This window comes from Pseudoalteromonas sp. Ps84H-4 (genome assembly GCF_024124645.1).
In the GTDB taxonomy this organism is placed as follows: domain Bacteria; phylum Pseudomonadota; class Gammaproteobacteria; order Enterobacterales; family Alteromonadaceae; genus Pseudoalteromonas; species Pseudoalteromonas lipolytica_C.
The window spans coordinates 18,253-44,762 of record NZ_JAMXSK010000014.1 but is presented as its reverse complement, the minus strand read 5'-3'; the positions used below and the strand labels follow the sequence as shown (position 1 = coordinate 44,762).

The following is a 26,510-nucleotide window of genomic DNA, read 5'->3' as shown; positions in this document are numbered from 1 at the left end:
TCATCTTTAGATAAAAGAATCGGTATTATTTATCGTGCTCGTGAGCGGCTTTTTCTTCAGCCAGCTCTTCTTTTAATTTACGTATCTTAAGACCAAGCTCTTGTCCACGGTGGCGTGCATAGTAGGTACAGCCAATAAACATCAAACTAGCAAAAATTAACTCAAGTAACACCCAAATCAGCTGCTCTTGTGCCACCCACAGTAATGTAAAACCATGGATAAAATAGAACATTACGATAAAGTTGGCCCATGCATAGGTATAAGGTTTATCTTGAATAATGCCTTTAAGTGGTAGCAGCAGGGGAAGTATATAAACTACAAAGATAAAGGCATTGCTATGTCCTTCTCTTGGGGCAATTAAAAACAACCAAATCGGCATCAAAACTAATAAGCCAACATAACCTATTAACGCAAAACGTTGAAATCGTTTAGTGATAGGCTTTTTGGCTACGGGCTGTTTTAATTCAGTGTCCACGCTCATTGTAATTTACTCGCAATTTGCGCCAAACGTTTTCCAACACTTTGGCATATTTTAATTTCGTCTTTACTTAATACATTGCTGTTGTTGCTACCAGCAACATGACTGGCCCCGTAAGGCGTTCCACCAGTTTCAGTTGCGAGTAATTCAGGCACCTCATAAGGCACACCGAGCAACATCATGCCGTGATGTAATAATGGCAGCGATAGATTTAATAAGGTGGCTTCATTACCACCATGCATACTACTGGATGACGAAAACACACAAGCTGGTTTGTCGATTAATTGACCTTTCAACCATAAGTCGCTGGTGGTTTCCCAGAAGCTCTTTGCTTGTGAGGCCATCATGCCAAATCGTGTCGGGGTGCCAAATGCCAAACCATCGCAATTAATTAGATCATCTTTGCTGATCACAATATCGTGCGGCTGACGCTGCACAAATGTGCGTAGTAGGGCAGTAGCACCTTGCTGCTCAATTGACTCGGCTATCTCATGTGCCATAGCTTCCAAAGAGCCATGGCTTGAGTGGTATAGCACAACAATGTTTATAGCCATTAAAGTACGCTTAATACGTTTTCTGGTGGACGACCTAGAGCAGCTTTGCCATTGTTTTCAACAATAGGACGCTCGATTAGTTTTGGATTGGCCGCCATCGCAGCAATTAACTTGTTCTCGTCTTGCTCGTTTTTCAGTTCAAGCTCTTTGTAGATATCTTCCTTTGTGCGCATTAACTCACGCGCTGAGGTAAAGCCTAGCTGTGTCACAAGCGTTGCAATTTGTTGTTCATTAAGTGGTGTTTTTAGGTATTCAACAACACTTGGCTGCACATTATTGCTTTCTAATAGGGCAAGGGTTTCACGTGATTTAGAACAACGAGGGTTGTGGTAAATAGTTACAGACATAGCGTGGTCTCTGATTTTAATAATTTGGCTTATTTTAGGGCAAGCAGTGCAAGACTTAAAGTCTCGCAAGCTCTTTTTGTAACTGTCGGTATTGCGTGAGTAGGGCTTTTAAGCGCTGCTGTTTTACTAACTCTTCGGGTTCAACAAAATTGAGCGCTTTTTGAATTTCATCGGCCGCTTTTAGATAAGCGCCATATTGGGCCAGTACATCTGCATGGGCTTCATGGTAGGAGGCCATGTTTTCTTGTTTTTTGTACACATCAGCAATGAGCTCTTTAGCAAGGTTGTGATCAGGCTTTGCGAGTAAGTAAGACTTTAAAATACGCTCAGCAACATCAAATTGTTTTGCTTCAATGGCGGCATTAGCGTAGTTAAGGGCGATAACCTGATTGTTAGGTCTGTCGATATCTAACTTAGCTAAAAACTCAACCGCTTCATCGGCTTTACCTTGGGCAATTAATAAGTCGGTGTGGGTATCGATATAAAATAAATTCTTTGGATCTTGCTCAAGCAGAGGATTAAGAATGCTGGCTGCTTCATCTAGCTTTTTTTGATCCAATAAACTAATACCCAATCCATATTTCAAGGCGGTGTCGTTATGTACGCTATTATCACGCATCAGCTTACGGAAAAGATCTTCTGCCGCTTTAGGTTTTTGGTGATACCTTGCTATAACTCTGCTTTTGGCTAAGTTGAAGTCGAGACTGTCTGAGTAATGTCTCTTTGGGTATTGCTCTGCACGTAACCGCACATCTGATACCCGGCTTTCGGGTAGTGGGTGGGTAAGCAAAAATGCAGGTGGCTTATATTTATAGCGAATTTGCGCAGCGAGCTTGGTTAAAAACTCGCTTGATTGGCGCGGATCAAACCCTGCATTGTTGAGAGTTTGCATGCCGATGCGGTCAGCTTCTTGTTCAGCTGCACGGCTATGAGTAAGTTGACTAAATGCGGCTTGAGTCTGGTTTGCTGAAATAATCGCTATCCCAGCATCTGGAGCAACAACGGTTGCTAATATCCCCGCAATCATACCTGCAATAGTAAGTGCGCTGTTATCTTGCTGCTGCTGAATACGACGCGCTAAATGGCGCTGTGTGACGTGGGCAATTTCATGGCCGAGCACTGAGGCAAACTGACTTTCGTTGTCTGCTTGAGCGATGAGGCCTGTGTGAACACCCACATGACCCCCGTAAAATGCAAAAGCATTTATTTCTGGGTTGTTTATCCAAAAAAATGAAAAGGGAAAACGCACATCGTTTGCGTTAGCAACTAATCGACGACCTAATGTCGTTAGGTATTCATCAAGCACAGGATCATTGACGACGGGTGATGAGCCACGAATTTGCATCATCATTACTTCGCCTATTGCTTGCTCTTTTTCAATAGGCAAGGCTTGTAAAGCCGAGGTCCCTAAATCGGGCAGCTTAAAATTAGTTTGCGCCTTCAACGGCTCACTATGCAGTATCGAAAATGTTAGTAAAGCACTGCATAGTGTTATAAAGGCTGATTTTAGTCGCATCTTATTCCTTGTTGATTTGCTCACCTAACATGACTTTTGCTATGTCTATTTCGTCGCTGCATGCTCGGCTATCTTTTTCACACAATTGATAGAAATCTTTTATTGTGACTCCGTCTAGCTTAACAACGTTCAACTCCCGTTGTAAAAAAGTTATGATTTTATGTACGACTTTGTGTGCGTGTAAGATTAAGGCTTTATCAGCTTTATCGCCACGTTCAAAATAAAAAGCTATAAATTTGTGTAGTTGATTAAAGCGTATAAGGTTCCTCATTGAATGCGGATCCCATACTCTAAACTCCATAAATCGATTGTCTTTGATGTATTGGTCAACAGTGACATCTTTAGCAAAGGGGTAGGCCCATAATTCGAAACCTCGATCGGTAAAGCTCTGGTGCAATGCGATGCGTGGCTTTTGCTCACAGACAATTTCACCCATGTCGGTTTCGTAGCCTCCTAGTAGCTCAAGGTTCCAATTTCTAGGATCTATTAATCTTTTTACCGCATTGTCAAAGCCATGATCTAAAATACCCTCAGATTCACTCACTGACGATGCTACCAAATGGTAAAAGGGCGGCAACTCCCCCCAGTTTATTTGTTTTTTATACCAATTAATCTCTTTAAGAGTTGGATTCGCAGGCAATTGCGCTTTATTATGCGAGCCAGGCATCGTGTTTCCTTTACTACCAGTTATTGATTAAGGATAAACTATTGTTTTGCGTGTTTTAAGAAAAAAATGAGTTCTTCTCACTATAAAGGATTATTTTTCCAAGATGCTGACATCTTATACTTATTATTCATATTAATAACGCAGTTGATTCGCTATGTTAATGGTTGATTTAAGGGACTATAAGTGCCCACAACAATTTATTCAGTTTAAATTAGGGTTAAATAAGGCACAATCTGTTAATCAACCCGTCACTTTTACATTTAATGCTGCACACTCTAGTGATGATATGCAGCGCTTTTTAGAAAAACATCATTACCATTTTGAAATTGACCTAGAATTAGGTGTGTTAACCGTGGAGCCCGTTTGTGTTTGAATATGTAAAAGCTTGGTACGAAAATAAATTTTCTGATCCCCATTCAGTAACCTTATTGTTGCTGTTAATTGCAACCTTTGCATTTTTCTATTTTTTTGGCTCCTTACTGGTACCTGTTTTAGTCGCGCTGGTAATTGCTTATTTACTGGATTGGCCTGTAGCGCATTTAGAAAGGCTAGGTTTAAAACGCTTCACTGCCACAATCATTGTCATGTTAGTGTTTAGTGGCTTAATGATCACCATTATCGTCGGCATGGGCCCTGTGCTTTGGCAGCAAACCAGTAACCTCGTGCAAGAAACCCCTTATATGATTGAAAAAGGTAAAGCGCTGCTTTTACATCTTCCTGAGGATTACCCAAGTTTGATCACTGAAGATCAGGTTAAATCAATTGTTACCAGTGTTGAAACCAAAGCTATTGAGTTTGGTCAGTTAGTGCTATCAGTGTCATTAACGTCTATAAAAGATGTGGCAGCTTGGTTGATTTATTTGATTTTAGTACCGTTACTTGTGTTCTTTATGCTTAAAGATAAGTTAGAACTTACACAAAGTGCTGAACGTTTATTACCTAAGCAGCGCCGCTTAATCATTCAAGTTTGGCAAGAAATGAATCAGCAAATAATGAATTATATTCGCGGCAAGGTATTTGAAATTTTAATTGTTGGTACAGCTTCTTTTATCGCCTTTGCCGTTTTAGATCTACGTTACGCGGCCTTGTTAGGTGTTTTGGTTGGTCTATCTGTATTAATTCCCTTTGTAGGGGCGGCACTGGTGACTATTCCTGTGGCTGCGGTGGCGTTGTTCCAATTTGGTTTAGAAACGCAGTTTTGGACCATTCTAATCATCTATGGTGTAATTCAAGCACTTGATGGCAATGTGTTAGTGCCTTTACTTTTCTCTGAAGCTGTTGACTTAAATCCGGTGTTTATAATTGTTGCAGTGTTATTTTTTGGTGGTTTATGGGGATTTTGGGGGGTGTTCTTCGCAATCCCGCTAGCTTCATTAGTAAAAGCACTTATAAATGCATGGTCATCTAAAAAAGAAGAGTTGATTGAGCGCTAGCTTAGTCTTAAAAAGTATAGAAAACGCACTTTACTGACTAATTGGTTATTATAATTTAGCCGTGAAAACTGTAAAATAGGTTATAAGATATATCTTTTAGTAATATGGTGCGTTTTTCATGGCAAGTTTTTTCCTTTCTGACGATGCTAATCAACAAATTTATTTAGATGCGAATGCAACGACTCCTGTACTTTCTGACATTGCCGATGTTGTTTCGCACACGATGCAAGTTTGCTTTGGTAATCCATCGAGCTCTCACATTACAGGTATTCAAGCTAAACACCTATTAGAACAAACACGCACCAAAGCACGCGAAGTGATAGGTGCTACCGATGGCGATATTTTATTTACCTCAGGTGCGACCGAAGGTATTCAAACGGCGGTTGTTTCAACGCTTATTGCTGCTAAAAATCACCAAATCGAGAACCCTGTATTACTTTATGGGGCTACAGAACATAAAGCGGTGCCAAATACCTTAAAGCATTGGAATAATGTGCTTGATATAAACGCACGCGTTTTAGCTATTCCAGTTGATAAAAACGGTATTTTAGATCTTGAGTTTATTCGTGAACATGCTGCTAATGCATTGATGATCTGTACTATGGCAGTAAATAACGAGACCGGTGTGTTCCAAGATTTAACCGCCATTGAGCGAGTAATTCGCAGTGAGAACAATAATGTAGCCTGGATGGTAGATTGTGTTCAAGCATTAGGAAAAACCAATTTAGCACTTAGCGAAACAACGATAGATTATGCGCCATTCTCTGGTCATAAATTGTATGCACCGAAAGGTATCGGTGTGCTGTATATTCGTAAAGGCAGTGCGTACACACCATTTATAGCGGGTGGCGGCCAAGAAAGCGGAATGCGCTCAGGCACCGAGAACCTACCAGGTATTGCTGGTTTAAATAAACTGTTCTCACTACTACTTGATAAACAAAACCAGACATTTAAGCCTCTTGAGCAGTTGCATGATTATCGTAAGCAGTTACATGCAGCTCTCTTAGATACGTTTGGTAGCATTACTTTTAACCATAGTTTTGAGCATTCAGTGCCCACTACATTAAACTTTGCAGTTAATGAACTAACCAGTAAAGAAGTGATGGACTTATTTGATGCTGCGGGCATCCGAGTAAGCGGTGGCTCTGCATGTAGCTCTGGTGCTAATCGTAGCTTTGTGCTTGATGCAATGGGCGCTAGTAATTGGCAAAGTGAAAATGCGATTCGTATGTCGTTTGGCCCAGCTGCAAGCCAACAAGAAATTGACTTTGCCTGTGAAAAAATCCGTTCTTTAAAACCGATTCTAGAAGCTAACTGCCTAGTTGTCTCTGATAGCACATCGCCTCAGCAAGAAGTCTGTGCGATTGGCTTAACACAGCTTCGTCATCAGGCGGCATGTTGTTGGCTGTATGTTGATTGCGATAAAAACGCAGTGGTGATTGATCCTATCATTGAGCTTATCCCGCGCATGGCAAAAATTGTCGCGACACAAGGCTTAACTGTTCAAGCGATTATTGATACGCATAATCACCAAGAGCGTTTATCAGCTCGTTGTTTACTAACCAAAGAGCTAGCAGAGCGTTATGTTGCCAATGAGATAGATGAACTTGGTTGGCCGAAAGGGTCAGCAACTATCGAATTAAGCGGTGTACGCTTAAGCAAAATAGCGACACCGGGTCACAGTGAAGACAGTGTTAGCTATTTATTAGCAGATACGCAAAGTGGTGAGGTCAGCTATTGTTTCTGTGGTGATTTAATCTTACCAGGTGGCTTAGGTAACACGGCAATTAGCGGTGGCGATGCAGCAAAAATGGCACAATCACTAAAACAGCTTGCAATGGCAATCACAGATTCAACAGTGATTTGTTCAGGTCATGATTATCAACAATGCTTTGCAATGGATTGGCACGCACAAAAAGCAACGACGCCATTATTAGCAAAACTATTAAATGAGCAAGTATCAGATGTTCAGTTTGTTGAGTTAAAGCAACAAGCGGATGAACAAAAGCATGCAGAGAGTCACTCTTTATGTGGCTATGTTGAAACACTTGAAAGTGCGCCGATGAAACAGCTAGCAGCAACCGACGCTAAAGCAATGTTAGACGACAAGGCAACTTACCTTATCGATACGCGCGAACCTTATGAACATGGTGCGAATAATTTAGCTGAGTTATTTACAGTTGCTGATAGCAAAGTGATCAACATTCCATTAAGCCGTATGGCTAATGCTATAGTCCAAGGGCAGCTTGATAAAGCACATAACTACATTTTGGTGTGTCGTAGTGGTAACCGTTCAAAACAAGCCGCAAACAATTTGTCGCAGTTAGGTTTTGAAAATGTGTATAACTTAAATGGTGGTTTAGCATTGTTTTGATTGATATCAGAACAATTCAGTCATCAAACAAAAAAGCCGCTAAATAGCGGCTTTTTCGTAACTTGAATAAATTAAGCTGAGGTTGGGCCTGAGCTTTCCCGTACCACTAATGAAGGGGTAAAGGTCGTGATGATGTCTTTATCTTGATTACGTGCACCACGGGTTTTTCTAAACAATAACCGAGCGGCATGCTGTGAAATCACATCATTCGCTTGATGGGCTGTTGTTAGTTTCGGCCAAGTTTGACGCGAGAATGGCGAGTCTTCGAAACCAGTGATAGAGAGTTGCTGTGGAATTTCAATGCCCATTAATCGTGAAGCAAATAACGCACCCGCAGCCATCTCATCGTTTCCGCCAAGTAAGGCTGTAATGTTTTTCGGGTTATTCTCACCAAGCAATGCTTTTGCACCTTCAACACCAGATTCAAAAGAATATTGGCCTTCGTAGATCAGATCATCATTCAATGGGATGTTGTGATCCCTTAGCGCAGCCTGATAACCCTCTAAGCGTTCGGTTGTTGACTTATGTTCTTTGTCGCCGCATAAAAAGCCGATATTTTTATGACCAAGCGAGAGTAGGTGAGCAGTAATTTCGTACGCTGCTGCGTAGTCATTTACATAAATACAGGTGTCTTGATCTTCCTCTGTAGGACGACCAGAAAGCACACGCACATAATGAATGCCCATTTCGTCAAGCATTTCTATGATACTGTTTTGCTCTGAAAGAGGTGGCGTTAATACAAGGCCTGCCAAACGCGAGCGCTTGATCATGGTTTTAAAGTCTTCTTGCATATTCGCATCAAGATAGCTGCATGGATGAATAACCAACTCATAGCCTTCTTCTTTGCAGCGTGATAGCACCCCATTTTGCATGTCGATAACATAGTATGCATTGGGGTTGTCATATACCAGACCAACAGTAAAAGACGATGTGCCTGCAAGGTTACGAGCTGCAAGGTTTGGCTGATAGTTCAACGTGTTTACAGCGTCCATCACTATGTCGTACGTTTTTTTTCTGACAGATGGCTCTTTATTGATCACTCGCGAAACAGTTTTCATTGAAACACCAGCGAGTTTGGCTACATCATTTATGGTTACTTTCATACAGTTACTTTATAGTTAGTTATATTTGTATTATAATAATATCGAAAAGTGTTCACCAGAGCGCTTTTTCTTAATAGGTACATTAATATTTAATATAAGTTAGTTAGTGTATCTAATGTTCTACCAAATTAGCAGTAAAATAATTGAGATAATTTTTATGATACCGGTGTCAAAAGAGAAAAATTGCGCTATTATCTCGACTATAAAATGTAAAAGTAGAACATTGACAGCGTTGTCATTTTAACTTAGTGTTAATTTTCATCGTGTTTTTAATTGCTGTCTTTATTCAACATTAATAAAAAGATAGTTAAAAATCAGTTTGTTGCAAGTTTTTAGGGGATTATATATATGAGCAGCCGTTCGCAATTAGCTAGTTGGCAAGCACTATCTGAAAGTGCCAAGAAGATGAAACAAATTCATCTTAAAGATTTATTTGCCAAAGATAGCACGCGTTTCGAGCAATTCTCAGCTCAGATCCCAGGCGTATTATTCGATTACTCGAAGCAACAAATTGATAAAACAGTTTTTGAACAATTAATCTCTTTAGCGAAAGAGTGTGACATTAGCGCATGGCGCGAAAAAATGTTCAGTGGTGAAAAAATTAACATTACTGAAGACCGTGCTGTACTTCATACTGCACTTCGTAACCGTGCTAATACAGCTATAATGGTTGATGGTGAAAACGTAACAGACGCAGTAAACGCTGAGCTTGCTAAAATGAAAGCGTTCGTTAGCAAGGTTCGCAGTGGCGAGTGGTTAGGCTACACAGGTAAAGCGGTGAAAGATGTCGTTGCAATTGGTGTAGGCGGTTCAAATTTAGGCCCGCAAATGGCAACTGAGGCGCTTGCAGCCTACGCTGATGACACATTAAATGTTCATTACGTATCAAATGTTGATGGTGTTCAGATTGCATCAGTTTTACAAGGTTTAGACGCTGAAACGACGTTATTTGTTATTTCATCTAAAACGTTTACAACATCAGAAACCATGACTAATGCTAAATCAGCGGTTGAATGGTTTTTGCAAACAGCACAGGCTCAAGAGCACATTGCTAAGCACTTTGTTGCTGTTAGTACAAATTTAGAGAAAACAGCAGCTTTTGGCATCGCTAATGAAAACGTATTCACAATGTGGGATTGGGTAGGCGGTCGCTTTTCATTATGGAGTGCGATAGGCTTACCAATTGCCTTGTATTTAGGCTTTGAAGCATTTGAAGAAATCTTAGAGGGTGCGTTTGAAATTGATGAGCATTTTAAAAATGCTGAATTTGAAAACAACGTACCATTATTAATGGCGCTTTTAAGTGTTTGGAATACGAGTTTCTTAGGTTATACGGCGCAAGCTATTTTACCTTACGACCAAGCATTACACATGTTACCTGCATATTTACAGCAAGGTGAGATGGAAAGTAACGGTAAGCACGTTACTTTTGATGGTGAAACAGTGTCTTACACAACAGTACCTATTATTTGGGGTATGACTGGTATTAACGGCCAACACGCATTTTACCAATGTCTGCACCAAGGTAATGTAATTGTACCAGCTGACTTTATTGCCTCAATTGAGCCGCAAGTAAATGTTGGTAAGCACCATGATATCTTATTATCAAACTTCTTTGCACAAACCGAAGCAATGATGGCTGGTGTTGATGCAGAGCAAGTAACTGCTGATTTAACCGCAAAAGGTAAATCTGAAGCAGAAATTGCAGAATTATTGAATCACAAGATTCATCAGGGTAATCGCCCAACAACCTCAATGTTATTAGACAAGGTTGATGCAAAAACAGTTGGTCGTTTAATTGCACTTTATGAGCACAAGATTTTCTGCCAAGGCATCATCTTAGAAATCTGTTCTTTTGATCAGTGGGGTGTAGAGCTAGGTAAAGGACTTGCTTCTAAAATTGAAGCTGAATTATTTGATGACACAGTAAGTCATCCGCATGACAGTTCAACGAATGGACTGATCGCTTACTATAAAACGCATCGTAAGCAGTAACAGATTCGCAGCAATAGCTGCAAAACGGATACCTTTGAACGGGTAGCGCTGGAGTTCTTAGGGCCTGTATTTTTGTGAGAGGATTTACAGAGCCCCTAAGACTCATTTACTTCAGCCAATACAAGAATAATGAGTAAGCTACTCACAAAACAAATTCAACAGGTTTTGTTAATGGAACTATCAAACAAAGCCAGATCAACCAGATAACAACGAGCATTGCCAAATTTCATGAGAGTCATGGAGTTAATTTATTCGGCATTGCCAATGTAGAGAGTGATATATGCTAAATCCATTTGATATCGTAATTTTTGGGGGCGGTGGTGATCTTGCGTTACGCAAATTGCTTCCTGCAATGTATCGCGCTTATCAAGAAGGTAATTTACCTCAAGGTTCGCGCATCCTTCCTACGGTACGTGACCAAAACAAATGCAAAGAATATATCGAGACGGCTCATAAAGCTTTGCAAGAATTTTTAGGTAAAGGCGAATACAACGCAAAAGATTGGAAAGCGTTTGCATCTTACTTAGTTCCTGTTGTTTCAAACGTTACTGAAGCCGATGATGACTGGGATAAGCTAAGAGATATTTTAAATGAACACGATGCTGATAAGTCTCGTGTTTTTTACCTTTCATTACCACCTGCAGTATACGGTAGCTGCTGTGAAATTTTATCTTCAAAAGGGTTAATCACAGAAACATCACGTGTAGTGGTTGAAAAGCCAATTGGTTACTGTGGTGAGTCAGCAGAAGCAATCAATGCGAAAATTGCTGAATACTTTAATGAAGAACAGATTTTCCGTATTGACCATTACTTAGGTAAAGAAACAGTACAAAACTTAATGGCACTGCGTTTTTCAAACTCACTGTTTGAAAACCTTTGGGATGCTAAGTCAATCGATAACATCCAAATCAGCTTATCAGAAACAGTGGGCCTAGAAAGCCGTGCTGGTTTCTACGATAAAGCCGGTGCATTACGTGATATGGTGCAAAACCACTTGCTACAGTTACTTTGCTTAGTAGCAATGGAATCACCAAATAAATTAAACGCAAACAGCATCCGTACTGAAAAGTTAAAAGTGCTTGAGTCGTTACGTCCATTAGTAGCTGAAGATGTTGATGCGAACATCGTACGTGGTCAGTACGTGCCAGGTAACTTAGACGGTAAAATCGTCCCTGGTTACTTAGAAGAATTAAACGAAGGTGCGAGTAAAACTGAAACATTCGTTGCTATTCGTGCGCATATTGATAATTGGCGTTGGGCTGGTGTGCCTTTCTATCTTCGTACTGGTAAGCGTATGAAAAAGCGTTGTGCTGAAATCGTTGTTGAATACAAAAAGGTTTCACACAATGTTTATACAGACAACGTAGGTAATATTGAGCCAAACCGTCTCGTTATTCGTCTGCAACCTGAAGAAACAATTCAATTAACATTGATGTCTAAGCGTCTTGATAACCTTGAGATGCAGTTAGAGCCAGTAACAATGAACATTGAGTTATCTCAGGCTTATAGTAATGGTTTCCATTCAGATGCTTATAAGCGCTTAATGTTAGATGCTGCGGCAAATAATCCATCACTGTTTATTCACCGTGATGAAGTGCGCCAAGCTTGGAAATGGATTGATCCAATTATTGAGCGCTGGCAAGAAAAAGGCGCCCCTTCGTTATACCGAGCAGGTACTTGGGGACCGGACGATGCTGATGAATTGTTAGAAGAAAACAATCATGTATGGTTTAACACAGGCGATAAGGCGTAATTAAGATGGCAACAATTGTTGAAAAATTCTTTGCAAACAAAGACGAATTAACAGCTGAGCTTTCTTCAAGCCTTGAACAAAGCCTTGTTGCTGGTATTAAAGAAGATGGTCGCGCGGTACTGATGGTATCGGGTGGCTCATCGCCGGCACCAGCTTATAAGCATTTATCAAACCTTGAACTTGACTGGGCAAACATTGATGTAGCTATGGTTGATGAGCGTTGGGTTGATGCTGATCATGAAAAAAGTAATGAAGCATTTATCAAAAGCACGCTGTTACAAAACCATGGCGCTGCAGCTAATTTCGTAACGATGAAAAATGACGCATTAACGGCTCAAAATGGTGTGGCTGATTGTGAAGCTGCCTATAAAGCATTAAAGCGTCCTTTTGATGTGACGATTTTAGGTATGGGTCCTGATGGTCACACAGCATCACTTTTCCCACACGCCGAAGGCCTTGAACATGGCTTAGCCACAGATGATTTAGTGTGTGCAATTAACGCCATTGAAAGTGATGTAACTGGCAAGATCACTGAGCGTATGACGCTAACGTTATCTGCAATCGCAGATTCTAAAGTTGTTAAGCTATTAATTAGCGGTGAAGAAAAACTTGCAGTATATAAACAGGCTAAAGAGGGCGGTGCAGTTGCTGACATGCCTTTGCGTGCAGTATTAAACCACCCACACATCAATATTGAAGTTTATTGGGCACCTTAATCGCCTAATCAAACCAACTTATCTAAAGCGAGCTTAGGCTCGCTTTTTTGTTGTTAAATATTCACTTTAAACAAACCATTTCGTATCAACGCACTTTCTTAAAATAGCGCCATAAAGTGTTAGACAAGTACAAAATGGCCCTATATAATCAAAAATGATAACGCTGTCATTGTTATTGATTGTTATTCTCAAACCCCTTTAGCTTACTCTGCCCAGAAAAAGTTAAAAATAAATTGTACATGACAGAGTGCTTTTAGAAACAAGCTAGTTTCTTAAGCTAATCAACTGTTAGATAACAGTTTTTATATAACTTTTAGTTATGGTTAATAGTTGTACAGTGGCAACTTAAGCTTACAAAATTACACGTTATTTTTAGCTGTTTTCAAAAACTCATCCTTTTGGTCTTTTCATCTGTAATATCACTCATGCTATATTTGCGCCGTTTATTTGTAACAATTCTTAAAAACTCAATATTAAATATTAGTTATATCAATTACTTGATTATTTCGTTGTAAATTTTTTGCACAAATTAACCAAAAAGATGTAGCACAAATGTAATTTAGAGTGTATGGTTTGTTACTAGATGACAGCGTTGTCATCATCACTGGGCAGAAGTGATATAAAAAACCAACAAAATGATTCAAGGGGAATCCTGTGTTAGCTAAAAATTTTAAGAAAAGCTTATTAGCAGTTAATATCGGCCTCGTAATGAGTGCTGGGTTCACTGGCGCTGCATACGCAGCAGAAGAAACTAAAGTTCAAGAAGATGTTGAAGTAATTGAAGTTCGCGGTATTCGCCGTTCACTTGAAGCTTCAATGAATACTAAGCGCTTTGCTGACAGCGTTGTCGATGCTGTTTCTGCAGAAGATGTCGGTAAGTTTCCTGATAGCGATGTAGGTGAAGCACTTGGTCGTATTTCAGGTGTTGCTGTTAACCGTGCTTTTGGGCAAGGCCAGCAAGTGTCTATTCGTGGTGCATCTGCACAATTAACGCGTACTTTACTAAATGGACACTCAGTTGCTTCAACAGGGTGGTATGATCAACAGTCTATCGATAGAAGCTTTAACTATACATTACTTCCACCTGAAATGGTCGGTGGTATTGAAGTTTATAAGTCATCTCAAGCGAATCTCGTTGAAGGTGGTATCGGTGGTACGGTAATCGTAAACACTCGCAAACCTTTAGATCTTGACTCTAATACTCTTTTTGGAAGTGTAAAAGCTGACTACGGTACGATCTCAGAAGAAACAGATCCTGAAATCTCTGGTCTTTATAGCTGGAAAAATGATGAAGAAACGTTTGGTGCGCTTGTATCAGCAGCATTTTCTGAAACAAATTATCAACGCAATGGTATTGAGTCTTTAGTAGGTTGGGGTGACATTGTTCCTTCAACATTCCAACAACAACGTGAACGTACAGCTATTAACGCAGTGTTCCAATACCGCCCGACTGATGAACTAGAGTTAGGTCTTAACATAATGACTTTAGACTTATCAGCTGATAATGCTAACACGTCATTATTTGTTATGTTCCCTGATGACAAAGATGCAGCTTGTGAGCAAGTTAATGTTGATGGAACATGTACTTTCTATCGCCGTTCAGGTGATGGCGCAAATCCAGGTTGGGCACAAACTTGGGCTCGTGCAGGTTCAATGACTTCAGATACTTTTGACTTCGACTTTAAGTATTCAGGTGAAAACTTCGAACTTAAAGGTCGAGTTGGTAATACCCAATCTGAAGGTGGTACAGATTTAACAGCAAACTATGGTTTCTGGTTAGGCACTCCAGCAGACTATGCCGGCACCTATGATGCGACAGGCGATGTTATTGATATTAATGTTGCAAATAAATCATTCACGCCAGATGACTTCCAAGGACAATTATCTTCAGCAGGTTGGGCTCTTAAGAAACAGCCGAATACGGACGAAGAGACTTATGCACAGTTTGATTTAACTATCCCTGTAGATTTTGGCGCAATTACAGCTATTAAAACAGGTTTCCGTTGGGCTGATCATGAAGTTAAGCAAGAAACTTATACTGCAAACTTAGTTGACTCAATCGCTGCATACGATGCATCTCGTTATTACTCAGGTACGGTTTCTTCTGGTGCAGGCTATACATTACCAGAGCCAAAGCTTGATCAAATGATTAGTGATGGTTACGCTGCTATTACCAGCTTCGATAATACATCTATCGCTTATAAATCTGGCTACGGTACGATTCAAGAAGAAAATATCTCGCTATACGCAATGGCTGATTTTTCAGCAGAAGGTATTCGCGGTAACTTTGGCCTAAGATATGTTTCTACAGATGCAGAGTCTGATTATTATGCATTAAATGCTAATGGTGACTATGGTAACGGCCTTAGCACTGAAAAAGCAGACTACAGTGAAGTATTACCAAGTGTTAACGTTGCGTTTGACCTAACTGAAGATATGATTCTGCGCTTCTCTGCCGCACAAGTTATCTCTCGTGCTAATTATGCGGACATGTTTGCAGCATCTTCGTTGTCTGGTTACGAAGATGGCACAATTGGTAATGAGGTAATTACTACAGGTAATATCGGTCTTGAACCGTTTAAGGCAACACAAGCTGATTTCGGTATTGAATATTACTTTGATGGCGACGGCATGATAAGTGCGGCTTACTTTATCAAGGATATTTCTTCATTTACTAAAGTTGACCAAATTCTGAATCAAAGCATAGGCATTGTAGACCCAGATTCAGGTGTTGATAACTGGACAGTTGCTACTAAAGGAACTGGTTCAGGTGGTGAAATTCAAGGTATCGAGCTGCAAATTCAAGATGGTTTTGATAATGGCTTTGGTTATCAAGCAAACTATACTTGGGTTGATTCAGAAGCGCCTGCAGAGAACTTCCCTGACCGCATCGAATTATTCTCTGACTCTTCAGAGCATACGGTTAACTTAGTTGGTTACTATGAAGCAGATTTCTATAGCGTACGTTTAGCGTATAACTGGCGCTCAGAGTATATGGTTCGTGAAGCACCTTACTTCTATGGTAACCGCGAGCATCAAGACTATGGTACGCTCGATCTAACAGCTAAGTTTGCTGTAACTGACTACCTAGACTTAACATTTGAAGCGGTTAATATCACTGAAGAAGATAGTATCCAAATTGGTACTGCTACAGGTGATGCTGAGGTTAAACCAGAGCTTCGTAACGGCTATCCAGCATGGAGCTTTGAAGGTGAAGCACGCTACAAGCTAGGTGTATCACTACGTTTCTAAGTTGATTTAGATAACGAAATTAAGAAAGCCCAGCTTGTACTGGGCTTTTTTGTGAGTAAAAAGTGGGCGAGTAAAAATGATAAAAAAAATCGCAATTGTTGGTGGCGGAACAGCAGGTTGGTTAACTGCTAACCATTTGGGGCATGCGCTTTTAAATAGTGGCATTGAGATCACGTTAATCGAGTCACCAAATATTGCCAGCATAGGTGTCGGTGAAGGAACTGTTCCTTCGATGCGCAACTCATTGCAAAAGTTTGGTATCAGTGAAAGTGACTTTATCAACGAATGTGATGTTACTTTTAAGCAGTCAATCAAGTTTGTAAATTGGCTAGATAAACACAAACATGGTGCTAACTTTTACCATCATTTATTTGATCATCCACATATTTTTGGTGAGCAATTAACGCTGCAGTGGCTTGCTGACGGTAACGGCAATGACTACGCTGAATTTGTTTCTAAACAGCATGTGTGCTGTGAAAATAATCTAGCGCCAAAAACAATCGCAACACCGCAATATGCCGGTATCAACGGTTATGCTTATCATTTTGACGCTAAAAAGTTTGCTTCATTCTTAGGAAGTCATGCCACGCAACATTTTTCCGTAAAACACCTTTTTACTGAAATTAAAGATATAACCTGTGATCAGCAAGGCTTTATTACACATCTAATTGACTCAGAAGGTAACGCCTTAGAGTTTGACTTTATTATTGATTGTTCTGGTTTTTCGGCTGCCTTTATCGGGCAAAAACTAGGGGTCGGTTTTGTCGATAAATCAGATAGCTTATTAACCGACACCGCAATCACCTTGCAAGTGCCTACACAAAGTGAAGATGAAATACCGCCTTATACTATCGCCACAGCACACCAAGCTGGCTGGATCTGGGATATTGCGCTTACAGAGCGAAGAGGAGTGGGGTTTGTTTATTCATCTAAGTATATGAGCGATGAGCAAGCTCACGAAAAATTACATCGTTACTTAGGTAATAAATTTGAGCATTTAACGCCAAGAAAAATCCCGATGAAAGTAGGGCACAGAGAAAAAATGTGGCTCAAAAACTGTGTTGCTATAGGGTTATCGCAAGGCTTTGTTGAGCCACTCGAAGCCACAGCCATTTTAATTGCGGACTTTTCTGCAGGGTTATTAGCTAAACGTTTTCCGCGCAGCCGCGATGACATTAAATTAGTTGCTGATGATTACAATCAGCACGTGAATTATGTATGGCAGCAAACCTTTGATTTTATAAAAATGCATTACTGTATTTCGGATAGAACCGATTCGGCCTTTTGGCGTGATAACAAAAAAACCGAGCAGCTATCAGAAAAACTAAAAAATAACCTAGCACGTTGGCAGCGCTTTACACCGGTACGAGAAGACTTTGCCAGTAAGTTCGATTTATTCGACTTAGAAAACTACTTATATGTACTGTTTGGTATGCATTATGTACCAGTCAAGCAGCAATCTAAGCAGAACGACAATCAACACGTTGCTGAATTTAAACAGCAGCGCGTCAAGCAGTTATTAAATGAGCTACCTAAGCACAGAGAGCTGCTAGATAAAATAAAGAAATTTGGCTTACAGAAAAACTAGTTTTCATTAACTGAGCTGGCTAAAAACCATTAGCCAGTTCAGTTAATTCTAAAAAATGAGGAGATAGATAAACGGCTGTTGTTAATATCATTGTTGTACTTTTTGTTATTAAAAAGAGCTGCGCTATGCAGTAGGTTGCTCTTATAAATTACTAACCTATTTACCTTTGCTTCAATATTCACCACTTTTTCAAAGAGCTCTGTTGTTTCATTTAAATAGCCCTGATGAGTTGCGTTGTGCTTTTTAGTATCAGCAATCATTTTATGTACGCTATTTTGATTATCAGCTGTCACTTTAATGATGTTGTCAGGGCGGTATTTGTAAATGCCCGTACCACCCCATTCTTTAGCAGATAAATAATGCACTGCTGCAAATGTTTTATCGTCCGTCGAGTCAATATGTGGCATACGCTGTAAGGTATTTAGTTCGTCCGCATTTTGTGTAACTAATGAAAGCTTGCAGCGGTGAAGATATAAATTATTTTCACCGCTTGTAATTATCCCTTGCTCTAAAAGCTCATTAATTAACTGCTCAAAAGCACGATAGTAAGGCGCTGGCATTTCATCACGCTTGCCGGGGTAGAGCGTTCCATCACTACCGAAAGGCTGGAAATAAGCTGTTTCTGTAGCAAATTGATAAATAGGCTCAAGGCTGTGTAAAAAGTCATCAATAATAATGACAGTTTCATTAATTTCAGCAATGAAAACGCTGCTTATTTTATAGTCTTTATTTAAATGATAGCCTTCCATTGTTTGCCTCATTATTTCCATAATTGTTGAATATACTAACAAAAATAGTGGCTTATGCGTGATAATATTTACTTGTTTATAGTTTGTTTTTTCATCATTTGGGATTGATTGGTAAGGTGGGTAGTTTTGTTAATCTATAATGTACAAACTGCCACAAAATTTTCACTTCCTTTTTGTTGCCAAAACCTATAGGCTTTGGGCACTAACAGCAAAAACATATTATAAAATTAATGGAGCAGTATCATGGCGGAGCAACAAGTACAGCCTTTACATAACGAAAAACATGCCAACACTAAAATCCAAAATGGCATCAATATCGAGTTTATGAAAACTCAGCACTTAGTACCTGTGGTTGCACACGAATTTGCACGCATCGCAAATGAATTCCCAATGGCATTTGTTAAAAACAACGAATCAGGTCAATTCCAAGCAGTTGCGTTATTTGGTCTAGAGCCAGGCGAAAACCTTTTCATCCAAGATGGCAAGTGGACTGCGGCATTTGCTCCAATGGCAATGACTCGTTATCCACTTGGTCTTGTTAAGCACCCAGAAGCTGACCAATTTGGTATCGTAATTGACGAAGCAAGCCCATTAGTAAGTGAAGAAGCGGGTAACGCACTTTTCGAAAACGGTGAAGAGACCGATTATCTTAAACGTCGTAAAGAAGCACTTGTTTCTTACATTGAGTTTTCGCAAGTAACAGAAGCATTTACTAAATTCTTAGCAGACAAAGAATTATTAGTAGCTCAAACGCTAACAGTAGAAATTAAAGGTGAGAAAAAAGACATCAACGGTATCTACCTTGTTGATGAGAAAAAACTTAACTCACTAAGCGATGAAGAGTTCTTAGAACTTCGCAAACGTGGCTACCTAGCACCTATCTACTCTTTCTTAACGTCTACTCACCAAGTAGCTCGTTTAGCGCGTTTAAAAGCAGCGCAAGCTTAATTTTAAACTGCTGAAAAAAAGCGCCATTAGGCGCTTTTTTTGTTTCTTTCATCGGTTAAAGCTTGAAATACAGCGCTGAATTATTCACATTGGGCTTACAAACTAAAATAAATATAAGTGCCCTTATGCTAAAAACATTACTTACCTCAGCCATTGCGCTTAGCGCATTATCATTTAGTACCCTAAGCCACAGTAGTGATCAACCTTTTGCTATCGCTATTCATGGTGGTGCAGGTACCATAGAGAAGAGTCGCTTCACACCAGAACAAGAAAAAGCCTATCGTGAAAAACTAAAAGAAGCAGTTGAAACCGGCTATGCGGTACTCGAAAAGGGCGGCGAGAGCTTAGATGCCATCACTGCGGCAATTAATGTGCTTGAGAACTCACCGTATTTCAACGCAGGTCGCGGTGCAGTGTATACTTATGATGGTGCTCATGAGCTTGACGCATCAATTATGGATGGCCGTACACGCCAAGCAGGTGCTGTTGCAGGGGTTAAACATATTGAAAACCCTATTAATCTGGCACGCCTAGTGATGGAAAAATCAGTGCATGTCATGCTCAGCGGTCAAGGTGCCGAAGAGTTTGCAAAAACCCAAGGTATGCCGCTGGTTGAAAACAATCTATTCGATACAGATCATCGCTACAAGGCATTATTAAAAGCCAAAGAAAAACTCGATAAACAAAAAGTAACTAGCAAAGACTACCAAGCAGCACATAAAGCCCTGCCTGTTAATTACAAAATGGGCACCGTTGGTGCAGTTGCACTTGATAAAAACGGCAATATTGCTGCAGGTACTTCAACAGGTGGTATGACTGCAAAACGCTTCGGCCGTGTGGGTGATTCACCCGTGATTGGTGCAGGTACGTTTGCTGAAAATGAATCATGTGCAGTATCTGCGACAGGGCATGGTGAGTATTTTATTCGCTACAATGTGGCAGCTGATATTTGTGCTCGCGTAAAATACCAAGGTAAAACCATTGTTGAAGCGGGTAACGAAGTGATCCACGATGTATTAATGCCTATAGGTGGCACAGGCGGTGTGATCATCATTGATGCTAAAGGGAACATCAGCTTGCCGTTTAACACCGCTGGTATGTATCGTGCGAGTAAATCAAATACATCACCAACGTATGTGGGGATTTTTAAAGACGAGTAATGAATCTTCAGACAATAATAAACCGAGTTGAACTCGGTTTTTTATTGTCACCAACGTTATTGCCGATTAATTTTCACCTTGAAGGGAGTTTCATCTTGATTAGTTGAGCGATAAGGGTTGATATCTAAACCGCCACGGCGTGTGTAACGCGCATATACTTCTAACTCTTCGAGGTTTAACTGCTGCATTAAATCGCAGTAGATACGCTCTACACATTGCTCATGAAATTCGTTATGAGTACGAAACGAAATTAAATATTTTAATAAGGCTTCATGGCAAATAGCTTGGCCTTTATAACGAATAATCACACTCGCCCAATCAGGCTGTGAAGTGATCAAACAGTTCGATTTTAGTAAATGGCTGTGTAAGGTTTCTGAGACAACCTCATCACCATTATGGCGAAGTGAGCTTGCATCAATATCATAGCTGGTGATTTCGATATCAAGATCATCAATACACTCACCCGGTAACGCTGTAAAAGGTAAACAGTTGAAATCGTCTGCTTGGTATAATGTAACTAACACCTGTGCATTTACCGCATCTGATAAGTCTTTGCTAAGCGCTTGATGTACGTCTTCTAGCGTCTCAAAGCGTGTCTGATTAAAGCTATTCAGATACAACTTGAATGACTTAGACTCAATGATGTGACTGCTTTGGCAAGGAAATACAAAAGTAGCCACAGCGACCATTGGCTTACCCTTGCTATTTAGCCACGATAATTCATAGCCAGTCCAAATATCTTGGCCTTTAAACGGTAAGTTATCTTCGCTAACACCTAAAGCATCACGGTTTAGTTTGCGGGCAATAGGAAACAACAAACTTGGCGTATAGGTATCAACATATTCTGTGCTTTTACCAAGAACACTGTCTTTTAGTTCGGGTGAGTTGCTGTAATCTGTCATCTTTACACTTTTGTAGTTACAATGTTGGCATTATACCTAAAGCCAATGAGTTTCGCAGTATGTCTGTTTCTATAAAACTAGATAAGTTACATCAAGCATTTAGTGAAAAATGCCTAGAACGCACAGGAAAACTTCCTGTTATTGAACATGATACAGCATGGCCAAGTCCATGTGAGCAGGGCGAAGTTGATGAGCAGGGGCTTATTCAGTGGTGTCCAGTCCCACAACAACCTGCTGGCAGTTTAGATGACCTAGCCAAGGCGCTCGAGTTATCTTTTCCTGAAGACTTAAACCCCTTATTTGGTCATCTTTATGCGGGTAACTTGTTATTGAATGTTGATGATCATCACATTGAATTGCTACAAGCATGGAATGAAGATGATTTTAGCCGCTTACAGCAAAATATTACGGGTCACGTACTGATGAAGCGTAAGCTAAAGCAGCCAGAAACCGTGTTTATAGGCCTAACAGAGCAAGATGATCTGCTTATTACTGTATTAGTCGAAAGCGGTGAGGTTTGCTTAGAGTACGTGGGTAAAAAACCGCATCATGTATTAGCAAATAGCATCAGTGAGTTTTTAGACAAAGTAACGGTATAAACTTAATAAGTAAAAAGGGGCGATTGCCCCTTTCGTGTATCTGGTTATTGCCTATATTTGGTTATTGAAAGTCCCACGAGATATTCGAAACAATCCCACAAGGCTCACAACGAAAATCAAATAAGCCAAACCATGGCTCAGGTAATTTCCACTCGCCATCGCAACTTGGGCAGCGACGTTTAAGCTCTGACTCTTTATCAACGCCACCAACACGGTATAAATAGTAATAAACCGGCTTCTTGGTTAGAAAACTAATACGCTTAGTGATATCGCGACCACGGCGATATAAGTCACTATTGATGCTAGTTAGCTCTTCAAGCGCAGGAAATTCACAACGGGTTGCACCATTGATCTGAATTTGATCGCACGCTTGCCAGTCTTCCTGCCATTTTATTAGTGTTTTATAATCGCCATTGGCAATGGCCGGAATACGAAATAACGGCACAGGTAAAAAGTCATCACCACAATAGAGCGGGCTACAGGTATGCACATACGTAGTGTATAAAATATAGCACGACGGATCATGACACATGTCAGCGCCATTTGAGTGAATATCTTGGCCGATCACTTTAACTTTTGGTGCAAGTAAGCCCGCGGTGTGTAATTGCTCAATACTGTGCTTTACAAACGGACTATGATTGAGCGGATGCATCGCATCTTCGGTCGGGCACATCACACGTGTAATGAAAAATCCATCTTTTAAAACCGTTGGAAATTCATCACCAATGATTTGGCCGTTAAAACGAAGTGCATTAACTAGGCGGTTTATTGCCTGCTCAGCAAGCTCTAGGGTAGTATCTTGGTAGCAATCAAAAGTCAGATCGACAACAAACATTATTTTTTCTCAAGCAGTGCTAATAACCTGTCTAATTTAGCTTCAATACGGTCCAATTGACTTTCTTTTGGTGTACTCAGTTGTTCATTTGACGGGTTATTGATGAAGTTATTAATTGAATCCGGATTGTTTTTATATTGGCTAACCGCGGCGATGATCACAGGCATCGGCATAGGTTGTGTTAGCTTACTTTTGGTTAAGGCAACTGTTGGGGTTTTACCTTCGTCAAGAAGGGTTTTAATTGCATCAAATACAACGGCATTCATTTTTGTATAAACTCTTTAATAAAGACTAATACCAACTCGTAAAATTACATAATGAAATAAACGAGCAAGCATAAAAAACATCACAGTGTATGGCTGCGATGCGCGCGTATGGTAGCAATAATAGAGGTGTTGTGAAATTACTTTCCTTATTTGTGGCCGAAAAGCAGATGCAATTTAGGCCACAAATAAGCATTCATGTTTTTATTGACGCAGTCGCGCGTCTAATTCATCAATCACCTCACTCCAAGCCCCATCTTCAGCTAGCGATTCAGCTAAAAAATGCTGCTGAGATTCATCCCAGAATGGAGCATCCTGTAAGAGGGTGGTATCTGACAGTTGATGCGATGCTATGAAAGCATCTATTTCACTTTCTTTGCTTGGTAAACCAAGTTGTGCAAATAAGGTCGAAATGTCATGTTTTGTCGTATCCATAGTTCTGCTCCTTGTGTATGGCGATATTTATTACTGCTTGAACTTAATAATGATGAACCGCAGTTTAACTTACGCTGAATTTGTCTTTAATCGCTGTTAGGTATATACCTTATAGTCTAGTACGAAAATAATAAAACAAATAAAAGGATGAGTATTTTGACAGTTGCTGAACCCGAAACCTTAAGTGTGCAATACCTTAGTGCTGAAGACATCAGCACTGCCGCAAGCCTTATTTATCAAGCCTATCATGACGACCCTGTTCTTCAGAATGTACTAGGTTTTCAACAAGATAACCCAAGTAAATATGAAACTAAATTACGTGCTTTGGTACGTGAAGAGCTAGCAAGTTTCTGGCAAGAAAAACAGCCATTAATAGGCCTTTACTCGCAAAGTAGATTAAAAGCGATTGCCTGTGTATTTGATTCAGCAAGTGAACTACAAGCTGAACGATATTGGCATTGGCGCTTAAAATTAATGCTCAGTGCGGGTTATTTGCAGACTAATCAGCTTATAGAAAAAGAGCGAACTATCCGTGAAGCGCTTTCGAGCAAGGGCCATTATTTGTTTTTAGCCTTCATTGCCGTTGATCCACATTTTCAGGGGCAAGGTTTCGGCAGATATCTGCTACGAGGTCTTGATGATTTAGTTGAGTCAAGCAGTCAAACAAGTGGTTTAGCAGTATTTGTTACTCGCCCTGAGCAGCGCGAATTCTTTAGTTCTGAAGGGTTTGAGGTATTCAAAGCCCTAAGCTTTAACCAAGTCGAAGGAGACTTAATGTTTAAAGCAGTAAATTGACGAAAGGACGTTTTGGAAATAGCAATGTGAGATAAGTCTCACATTGCTGTGCGCTTTGTCAGTTTAATGCCTTTAAATCTGTACCCAAAAAAGCTTATTCTAATGATTTTAAACGATTTATTATTTTTTGCATTTTTGTGACTAAGAAAAAATTCATTTTTATGCCTATCAAGATTTCCTCTTTTCTCTAAACTTAATCATGTCAAGAAGACACAGGTTCAATGATTGAACTGATGCCAAGGATTAGGATTATGGCAACAAAGCAAGATGCTTAGCAGGAAGCAAAGGGACAAGTGCTAGGGAAGCAAGGAAGAACAAGGACACTGCCAGGATGCAGTACGATCGCGGAGCGATTGAAAAGGACTGACCAAAGGATGATTTAGCAGGAAGCTAAAGGAGCGTTTGGAAAACGAAGTGGATAGCCATTGATGGCAAGAGGACGGCACTAGGATGTGTTAAATGTTACAAGATGTAGCATGGTGGGTGTATCGGATGTATACCCGTTCAGGGGATAGATAAAAAGGCAGCTTCGGCATAAGTACGGATACTTAATCATGGAAGTAGCAAGATTGGGGCGTGGCTAATAGCTACGCCTTAGTTCTTTCTGGGGGTTGTACTTCTCGCACCAACAATTACTTTGTAAAACTCGCAACTCGCAACTCGCAACTCGCAACTCGCAACTCGCAACTCGCATCTTAAATTTTGTGCGGCGGTATTACTACGCTTTTAAGTAATTCATTTTCCATGATCAAAACGCCTTGATACACGCTTTGTCCATCACTTGAAAACTCAAAAATAAACTCGCTTTTAATACCAGGTTTACCGCTTTTTAAAATACCCACTCTGCGTTTATTGCAAGCAACACTTATCAATTGCACATTCAATTGCTCAATTTGTCTTTGTGCATGAAGGTTAGCTGCTTCGGCTACTTTTCTGTTTAACCAAAAAAAGTAGATGATGCTGCCAATGATGATGAGTGTCCACAAGCCTGCCATTTACGAGAATAACCTTCCAATTGCGCGAGCGAGTGTTTCGCTACGATTTTCTTTTCTTAATAAACCTAGTAGGTGAGGGCGAATACTAGGAATTGCAACTAAATCGGTGAAAATACTCACAAACAGTTGTTCAATCTCAGTATGGTGCGCACAGCAATCCATAAACACATGTAAGCGTTCTGGGTCTTCAAGGGTGCTAAAACAGCGCCCCGCAATCGTTAATAGTACATCTGACTGAGTGTTCATATCAGAGCGTAATACAGCATCAACCAGTTGCGCAGTTAAACCTTGTGCTGGTGTTTTTGATAGGCTTCTAAGGGCTGCAACAAGGGCGATGTCGTCTTTATGCTCTATCGCATTTAAACCATAGGCTAACAATTGCTCTGCAAACACGGGTTCGATTGCCACATGTTCAAGCATTGCACTCAGCGGCTGTAATACTTCGACTGGTAATTGCCCCCAAGCGGCTTGTAGATTTGCTAAATTGGTGTCGTTATCTAAACGCATCGCAAAGTCAGCAATACCTTGTACTGCAACACTTTGCCAATTATCAAACCCCAGTTTGCCTGAAAAATACAGCTGAGCATATTCGTAATACTGTGAAGCACTTTGCTTAAGTAAACATTTAATCTGCGCATTAAATGCTGCTAGCTTGTTAGCGTTTGGCGTAAATACATACGGGTTGTTATCAAGTTTGCCCTCGGCATTTTCGCCGGTAATTTCTGTACCAAGTGCTTCAATAACCATATTAGCGAAATGGTCGCGGCTTGCGCTTACAAGACGGCTTTGCTCATCAAGTGGGAATTTTAAAAACCATACATAAGGTTCTTTAGACGCTTTTACATCCCAAAATTGAATAGCAAGCCAAGCATGACCAGCAAGCGGGTATGGGTAAGGGATTTTTGTTTCTTCAATGGCAAGAAATTGTTTTTTGTCTAATTTCGTGATGTGTCTGCCAATATCGAAGGCACGCCAAGTGGTACCTGCTGCATCCAGAAGTTGCCCTAGTGTGGCGATCTGCTCAGTCATAAAATCTCAATTACCGTTATTAAT

24 protein-coding genes are annotated in these 26,510 nt (G+C 40.3%); 11 read left to right on the top strand and 13 right to left on the bottom strand.

The features are described from left to right. Positions 1-25: 25 nt before the first annotated feature. Genes NH454_RS13110 through NH454_RS13090 form a run of 5 tightly spaced genes read right to left on the bottom strand, consistent with a single transcriptional unit; the run spans position 26 to position 3,562 of the window. Positions 26-481 carry a DUF2069 domain-containing protein gene (locus NH454_RS13110; RefSeq protein WP_235382261.1) on the bottom strand — a complete coding sequence of 152 codons (456 nt, stop codon included), beginning with the start codon at positions 479-481 and terminating at the stop codon, positions 26-28. Beyond that, the gene (wrbA, locus tag NH454_RS13105) at positions 478-1,032 is read right to left on the bottom strand and encodes an NAD(P)H:quinone oxidoreductase (protein WP_135925508.1); all 555 of its coding nucleotides are present in this window, start codon (positions 1,030-1,032) and stop codon (positions 478-480) included. Before wrbA ends, NH454_RS13110 begins: the two co-directional genes overlap by 4 nt. Next, on the bottom strand, positions 1,032-1,379 hold the full coding sequence (gene arsC / locus NH454_RS13100; RefSeq protein WP_135925505.1) for an arsenate reductase (glutaredoxin): 348 nt from the start codon (positions 1,377-1,379) through the stop codon (positions 1,032-1,034). The genes wrbA and arsC overlap by 1 nt, the downstream gene beginning before the upstream one ends. Positions 1,380-1,434: 55 nt before the next feature. Further along, positions 1,435-2,895, bottom strand: coding sequence for a M48 family metalloprotease (locus tag NH454_RS13095; RefSeq protein WP_135925502.1), 1,461 nt, complete (start codon positions 2,893-2,895; stop codon positions 1,435-1,437). A gap of 1 nt (position 2,896) precedes the next feature. After that, positions 2,897-3,562: a hypothetical protein gene (locus NH454_RS13090; RefSeq protein WP_135925500.1), complete on the bottom strand. Its 666-nt coding sequence runs from the start codon at positions 3,560-3,562 to the stop codon at positions 2,897-2,899. Positions 3,563-3,927: 365 nt separating this feature from the next. On the opposite strand from NH454_RS13090, the gene NH454_RS13085 reads away from it, so the two are divergent. Then, positions 3,928-4,995 (top strand): AI-2E family transporter, encoded by a 1,068-nt coding sequence (locus NH454_RS13085; RefSeq protein ID WP_135925495.1) that lies wholly within the window; start codon positions 3,928-3,930, stop codon positions 4,993-4,995. A 118-nt stretch (positions 4,996-5,113) separates the two neighbouring features. After that, entirely contained in the window at positions 5,114-7,369 is a 2,256-nt protein-coding gene (locus NH454_RS13080; RefSeq protein ID WP_253039319.1) for an aminotransferase class V-fold PLP-dependent enzyme, read from the top strand. A gap of 71 nt (positions 7,370-7,440) precedes the next feature. Here the strand turns inward: NH454_RS13080 and NH454_RS13075 are convergent, their stop codons facing one another. Next, positions 7,441-8,472 carry a LacI family DNA-binding transcriptional regulator gene (locus tag NH454_RS13075; protein ID WP_135925490.1) on the bottom strand — a complete coding sequence of 344 codons (1,032 nt, stop codon included), beginning with the start codon at positions 8,470-8,472 and terminating at the stop codon, positions 7,441-7,443. 348 nt (positions 8,473-8,820) lie between these two features. On the opposite strand from NH454_RS13075, the gene pgi reads away from it, so the two are divergent. The 5 genes from pgi (at position 8,821) to NH454_RS13050 (ending at position 17,776) form a co-directional block, all read left to right on the top strand. Beyond that, positions 8,821-10,467 (top strand): glucose-6-phosphate isomerase, encoded by a 1,647-nt coding sequence (pgi, locus tag NH454_RS13070; RefSeq protein ID WP_235382259.1) that lies wholly within the window; start codon positions 8,821-8,823, stop codon positions 10,465-10,467. A 280-nt stretch (positions 10,468-10,747) separates the two neighbouring features. Then, complete coding sequence (gene zwf, locus NH454_RS13065) at positions 10,748-12,220, top strand: glucose-6-phosphate dehydrogenase (protein ID WP_135925485.1); 1,473 nt, start codon at positions 10,748-10,750, stop codon at positions 12,218-12,220. A gap of 5 nt (positions 12,221-12,225) precedes the next feature. After that, positions 12,226-12,936 (top strand): 6-phosphogluconolactonase, encoded by a 711-nt coding sequence (gene pgl / locus NH454_RS13060; protein ID WP_135925482.1) that lies wholly within the window; start codon positions 12,226-12,228, stop codon positions 12,934-12,936. 654 nt (positions 12,937-13,590) lie between these two features. Next, on the top strand, positions 13,591-16,188 hold the full coding sequence (locus tag NH454_RS13055) for a TonB-dependent receptor (protein WP_138556851.1): 2,598 nt from the start codon (positions 13,591-13,593) through the stop codon (positions 16,186-16,188). 76 nt (positions 16,189-16,264) lie between these two features. Continuing rightward, positions 16,265-17,776 (top strand): tryptophan halogenase family protein, encoded by a 1,512-nt coding sequence (locus NH454_RS13050; protein ID WP_253039318.1) that lies wholly within the window; start codon positions 16,265-16,267, stop codon positions 17,774-17,776. 38 nt (positions 17,777-17,814) lie between these two features. Here the strand turns inward: NH454_RS13050 and NH454_RS13045 are convergent, their stop codons facing one another. Beyond that, a complete protein-coding gene (locus NH454_RS13045) occupies positions 17,815-18,525 on the bottom strand; it encodes a DUF6445 family protein (RefSeq protein WP_253039317.1) in 711 nt (236 codons plus the stop codon). 243 nt (positions 18,526-18,768) lie between these two features. Between NH454_RS13045 and NH454_RS13040 the strand changes: the two genes are divergently transcribed. After that, positions 18,769-19,473, top strand: coding sequence for a SapC family protein (locus tag NH454_RS13040; protein ID WP_135925472.1), 705 nt, complete (start codon positions 18,769-18,771; stop codon positions 19,471-19,473). 125 nt (positions 19,474-19,598) lie between these two features. After that, entirely contained in the window at positions 19,599-20,633 is a 1,035-nt protein-coding gene (locus NH454_RS13035; RefSeq protein ID WP_135925470.1) for an isoaspartyl peptidase/L-asparaginase, read from the top strand. 56 nt (positions 20,634-20,689) lie between these two features. On the opposite strand, the gene queF is transcribed toward NH454_RS13035, so the two are convergent. Beyond that, positions 20,690-21,535 carry an NADPH-dependent 7-cyano-7-deazaguanine reductase QueF gene (queF, locus tag NH454_RS13030; RefSeq protein WP_138556854.1) on the bottom strand — a complete coding sequence of 282 codons (846 nt, stop codon included), beginning with the start codon at positions 21,533-21,535 and terminating at the stop codon, positions 20,690-20,692. 59 nt (positions 21,536-21,594) lie between these two features. On the opposite strand from queF, the gene syd reads away from it, so the two are divergent. After that, positions 21,595-22,134 carry a SecY-interacting protein gene (syd, locus tag NH454_RS13025; protein ID WP_138556855.1) on the top strand — a complete coding sequence of 180 codons (540 nt, stop codon included), beginning with the start codon at positions 21,595-21,597 and terminating at the stop codon, positions 22,132-22,134. Between the two features lie 61 nt (positions 22,135-22,195). On the opposite strand, the gene NH454_RS13020 is transcribed toward syd, so the two are convergent. The 3 genes from NH454_RS13020 to NH454_RS13010 form a co-directional block, all read right to left on the bottom strand. Further along, complete coding sequence (locus NH454_RS13020; RefSeq protein ID WP_253039315.1) at positions 22,196-22,969, bottom strand: Zn-ribbon-containing protein; 774 nt, start codon at positions 22,967-22,969, stop codon at positions 22,196-22,198. Beyond that, complete coding sequence (locus tag NH454_RS13015) at positions 22,969-23,235, bottom strand: hypothetical protein (RefSeq protein ID WP_054553723.1); 267 nt, start codon at positions 23,233-23,235, stop codon at positions 22,969-22,971. The genes NH454_RS13020 and NH454_RS13015 overlap by 1 nt, the downstream gene beginning before the upstream one ends. 201 nt (positions 23,236-23,436) lie before the next feature. After that, positions 23,437-23,667 carry a DUF2789 domain-containing protein gene (locus tag NH454_RS13010; RefSeq protein WP_135925461.1) on the bottom strand — a complete coding sequence of 77 codons (231 nt, stop codon included), beginning with the start codon at positions 23,665-23,667 and terminating at the stop codon, positions 23,437-23,439. 147 nt (positions 23,668-23,814) lie between these two features. Between NH454_RS13010 and NH454_RS13005 the strand changes: the two genes are divergently transcribed. Further along, the gene (locus NH454_RS13005; protein ID WP_135925458.1) at positions 23,815-24,462 is read left to right on the top strand and encodes a GNAT family N-acetyltransferase; all 648 of its coding nucleotides are present in this window, start codon (positions 23,815-23,817) and stop codon (positions 24,460-24,462) included. Positions 24,463-25,157: 695 nt separating this feature from the next. On the opposite strand, the gene NH454_RS13000 is transcribed toward NH454_RS13005, so the two are convergent. Both NH454_RS13000 and NH454_RS12995 read right to left on the bottom strand, forming a co-directional pair. Next, the gene (locus tag NH454_RS13000; protein WP_253039313.1) at positions 25,158-25,457 is read right to left on the bottom strand and encodes a DUF3301 domain-containing protein; all 300 of its coding nucleotides are present in this window, start codon (positions 25,455-25,457) and stop codon (positions 25,158-25,160) included. After that, positions 25,458-26,486, bottom strand: coding sequence for a DUF3549 family protein (locus tag NH454_RS12995; protein ID WP_253039311.1), 1,029 nt, complete (start codon positions 26,484-26,486; stop codon positions 25,458-25,460). Between the last annotated feature and the right edge of the window lie 24 nt (positions 26,487-26,510).